The sequence below is a fragment of the uncultured Rothia sp. genome (genome assembly GCF_937976295.1).
Lineage (GTDB): Bacteria > Actinomycetota > Actinomycetes > Actinomycetales > Micrococcaceae > Rothia.
This window is the reverse complement of the sequence record NZ_CALJRY010000007.1, coordinates 1-4,016: the sequence shown is the minus strand read 5'-3', so window position 1 is coordinate 4,016 and position 4,016 is coordinate 1. Positions and strand designations below refer to the sequence as shown.

The 4,016-nt window shown below is 60.2% G+C and carries 6 protein-coding genes; all 6 read left to right on the top strand.

Features of this window, described 5'->3' with window-relative positions; genetic code table 11:
- Window positions 1–1,088: phage/plasmid primase, P4 family (locus tag Q0216_RS00145; RefSeq protein ID WP_298591859.1), on the top strand; the 1,088-nt coding region annotated here is incomplete at its 5' end.
- A gap of 248 nt (window positions 1,089–1,336) precedes the next feature.
- Window positions 1,337–1,759, top strand: coding sequence for a hypothetical protein (locus tag Q0216_RS00140; protein WP_298591858.1), 423 nt, complete (start codon window positions 1,337–1,339; stop codon window positions 1,757–1,759).
- Complete coding sequence (locus tag Q0216_RS00135) at window positions 1,740–2,231, top strand: hypothetical protein (protein ID WP_298591855.1); 492 nt, start codon at window positions 1,740–1,742, stop codon at window positions 2,229–2,231. Before Q0216_RS00140 ends, Q0216_RS00135 begins: the two co-directional genes overlap by 20 nt.
- Window positions 2,232–2,243: 12 nt before the next feature.
- A complete protein-coding gene (locus Q0216_RS00130) occupies window positions 2,244–2,804 on the top strand; it encodes a hypothetical protein (protein WP_298591852.1) in 561 nt (186 codons plus the stop codon).
- Between the two features lie 192 nt (window positions 2,805–2,996).
- Window positions 2,997–3,158: a hypothetical protein gene (locus Q0216_RS00125; protein WP_298591849.1), complete on the top strand. Its 162-nt coding sequence runs from the start codon at window positions 2,997–2,999 to the stop codon at window positions 3,156–3,158.
- Between the two features lie 195 nt (window positions 3,159–3,353).
- Window positions 3,354–3,644, top strand: a complete 291-nt coding sequence (locus Q0216_RS00120; RefSeq protein ID WP_298591846.1) for an HNH endonuclease — start codon at window positions 3,354–3,356, stop codon at window positions 3,642–3,644.
- Window positions 3,645–4,016: the final 372 nt, after the last annotated feature.

Genomic DNA, 4,016 nt, shown 5'->3' with positions numbered 1-4,016 from the left:
GCCTACTCAAAGTCCAGCCCACCATCGCAGTACCCGCCTCAGCCTTCGACACCCACCACGACGAACTCAACACCCCCGCAGGCATCATCAACCTCAAGACAGGAGAACTCATGCCACACGCACCAGAGCGCATGCACACCAAACAAACCAGCGTGGCACCCGCAGGCACCAGCTCCACCTGGGAGAGGTTCCTCGCCACCACCTTCAACCACGATGCGGCGCTCACCGGCTACGTGCAGAGGCTCGCCGGCTACAGTGCGACCGGCCTGCAGCGTGAGCACGTCTTCGCCTTCGCCTACGGCACCGGCGGCAACGGCAAGTCCGTCTACTATGACGCCATCACCGGCGCACTCGGCGACTACGCCGCCACTTTGCCTGCTGGGTTCCTGATGAAGAAGCCCTTCCAGGAACACGCCACCGAGCTCGCGCGCCTCAACGGTAAGCGCTTCGTCGTCGGCTCCGAAACCAACGCCACCGACATCCTCGACGAAGCAAAACTCAAAATGCTCACCGGCGGCGACCGCATCACCGCCCGCTTCATGAACAAAGACTTCTTCGAATTCACCCCCACCCACCACCTGCACCTGATGGGAAACCACCAGCCCGCAGTCGAAGACGGCGGCGAATCAGTGTGGCGACGCATGAACCTCGTCCCATTCGTCCACACCGTCCCCGCCGAAGAACGCGACGAACTCCTCCCCGAGAAGCTGCGAGCCGACGCGGCCGCAATCCTCGCATGGATCATCAAAGGTGCCGTCGCCTACTTTAGGGACGGGCTACAGCCGCCTGAGGCAGTCCGCGCCGCCACCGAAGCCTACAAGAGTAGCCAGGACACGGTCGGTCAGTTCCTCGCCGCAAAATGCGACCTCTACCCCGGCAACAAGCACTACACCGTGGCGGTCACCGACCTACGCCAGGCATACCACATCTGGTGCGCAGAGGAAGGACTAGAGCCGGTCAAGGGTAGGGCGCTCGCGTCCCAGTTGAAGGTGCACGGGGTGCTGGTCGGCCGAGACGCACCGCGCGCGACAAACAGCGGCGGGCGCGTGTTCGGTGGTCTGCAGCTCAAAGATTCTGACATCTGGTAGTGACACAAAGTGACACAAAGTGACACAACTTTTAGCCCTTGTGTCACTGGGGTTTTCCCAAGTCAGACCGTAAATCAGTGACACAAGTGACACAACTTTTATAAGCAGATGACAAACACAGCGCGCGCGCACGCACGCCCGTTACAGCCATGCATATAGAACCTTGTGTCACTTGTGTCACTGAAACCCCGCCGACAAGGCAAAACACTCAGTGACACAACTTTTTCACACACCCCGAAAGACCCACCATGCCCCGAAAAACCACCAAAAAACAGCCCGACTTCCTCGACCAACTCCCCGAATGGATCCAACACGAACAAAACACCCAACCCAACCCCCGCCAAACCCGACAAGCACACATCAACACCTGCACCCGCTGCGGCAAACTCATCCTCACCGGACTCACCGGACCAACCACCGCAATGCCCACCCAAGCAGACCCCACAACCACCACCAACCCAGCAACCATCCGCGCCACCCTCGCCCAAGGACGACGCGCCTACCAAATCGAAACCACCGACACCGCACTACACCTCAACGAACTGCACGCACCACCAGCCGCCGGCACCACCGTAGCCCCCCACCACATCTGCCACTTCACCGCACCCGGCTACACCCCACTAACCAACCAACGAAAGGACACCACCACCAATGACGAACCACCCTTCTGAAACCCCCGACGTGGAACTCCAACTCCGCACCGCCCCACGCATCCAAAGCCGCTACCTCCGCTGGATCCCCCTCGAAGGCAAAACCCTCCTCTCCATCAACCGCTCCAACGGCACCCACTGGCGAACCTACCGCGCCAACGCCGACCAATGGAAACACGCAGCCAACCACGACATCCACCAATGGAAACAGGAACACCCCAGCCACCAAATCCCCACCCTCCAACACGCCCAAATCGACATCTGGATCTACAAAGCACGCAGGGGCCGCTACGACCCCGCCAACCTCTACCCAACCGCCAAAGCCATCATCGACACCTACGTCGCAGCCGGGCTCCTGCCAGACGACAACCACGAACACCTCGACGGGCCACACCTACACCACGGCGGCTTCGACAAAGAAAACCCCGGCATCCTCCTCGTCATCACACCCCTCCACCACCAGCCCAACCCACCAGCCCACCCACAACACTAAGGAAACACCGCCATGCTCTCCCTGGACTCACTCCTCCACGAATTCACCAACACCCACCTCGCCACCCACACCTGGCACGGAACCACCACCTACACCCGCGCCCTACCACTCCTGCAACAACTCGAACACGTCATCACCGAAAGACCCAACACCGCACCCGGCGGCGGCGGCTTCAAACCAACCAGCCCCTGCAACGACCACGCCCTCCTCATCAAAGCCGCCATCGAACACCAAATCAGGTACGACCTACCCGCCACCCAGCAGGCACCCAAAAACGCCACCCTCGCAGACAAACTCACCAACTGGGCGCGCCACGTCGACCGAGACTACGCCACCACCAAACTCACCGGCTGGCGCGAAGCAATCAAAGCACTCGACGACATCATCGTTCCGCTCCGCATACCCTGCCCATCATGCGGTGAAACCTGGGTCAGCACCCCCTTCGAAGACGGAAGCAGCCGAATCGACGAAGCACTCCGCTTCCGAATCAACGCCGAAAGCGTCACCTGCACCCTATGCGGGACCACCTGGCAAGGGCTCGAAACGTTCCTCAAGGCTTACTCCACCGAATAGACAAAACCTGTTGCAACCGCCTGAAAACTTGTGTACACTGTGGCCCAGCTTCATGGTGCCCAAAAACAAACGGGAACCATGACGCGGCGGATCACAGACAACACACTCGATGGTTAGCAACGTGTAGTCACTTCAGTCGGAGCCCCTGCCCACCACGGACAGGGGCTCCACCCGTACCAGAAAGAAAAACAAATGATCCCCGTCGCAATCATCACCGCCACCATCGGCAGCAACCTAACCGCCCACGCAGTAGACATCGCCACCACCAACGGGGCAACCCGAACCATGGCAGGCATCATCGCAGGAGCACTCCTACTCGCAACACTACTCACAACACTCACCCTCACCATCTAAGGGAGGAAACCATGTGCCGCAGAGACTTCACCGACGAAGAAGAAGAGCAAATCTTCAAAGCACTACACGACCGCTTCCCCGCAGAATGGGACGTCGACATCAGCTGGGGGAGAGCCATCTTCGACACCGAAAGCTACTTCGAACTCATCATCTCCAAGGCGCAAGTTCGCGCCATCATCGGAAGCAGGTGCGACTGTGACGACTGCGACCAAGTACAGTGACCGCACATACCGCAAGCGCGCAGCCGAACTGCGCAAAGCAACCAGCGACAACGGATGGCCCTGCCACCTCTGCGGCAAACCAATCGACATGAGCCTGCCCTACACTCACCCGCTGGCTTTCACTGCCGACCATCTTGATGCCATAGCTAACGGTGGCAACCTGCTCGGCGACCTGGCTCCCGCACACCGACGATGCAACAGTAGGCGCGGACGCAAGCGACTTGCACACCAGGTGCGAGCACCAAAGACCACGCAAGCATGGTGAGTGGTTCAAAAAGTTTTTTATTCGATGACGACGAAACGGAATTGGTTTTCAGATGATGACGGAATGGGAAACGTACCCCCGGGGGTTACCCCCCTATGGGGTCAAGTTTCCCCCTTCGGTCATAGTGACATCCCCCCGCGGGCTCTGGAACCCAAAATTTCCCGTTGAGAGGGGGTTCTGTGGCTGAGAAAAAAGGCCGCAGTCTAGCCCCTTGCGGGACTACGGCGGCGGCGAAGCGTCACCGTCGCCGGGGTGAGGCTCCTTGCCTGGAATGTCGGGCGGCGGAGCGTGCCGCGTCGAAGGCGGCGCGCGATCGCAAGGCTGCGGAGCGGCCGCCGGAACCTGTGATAAGTGAGGCGGGTCCTGCGCCTG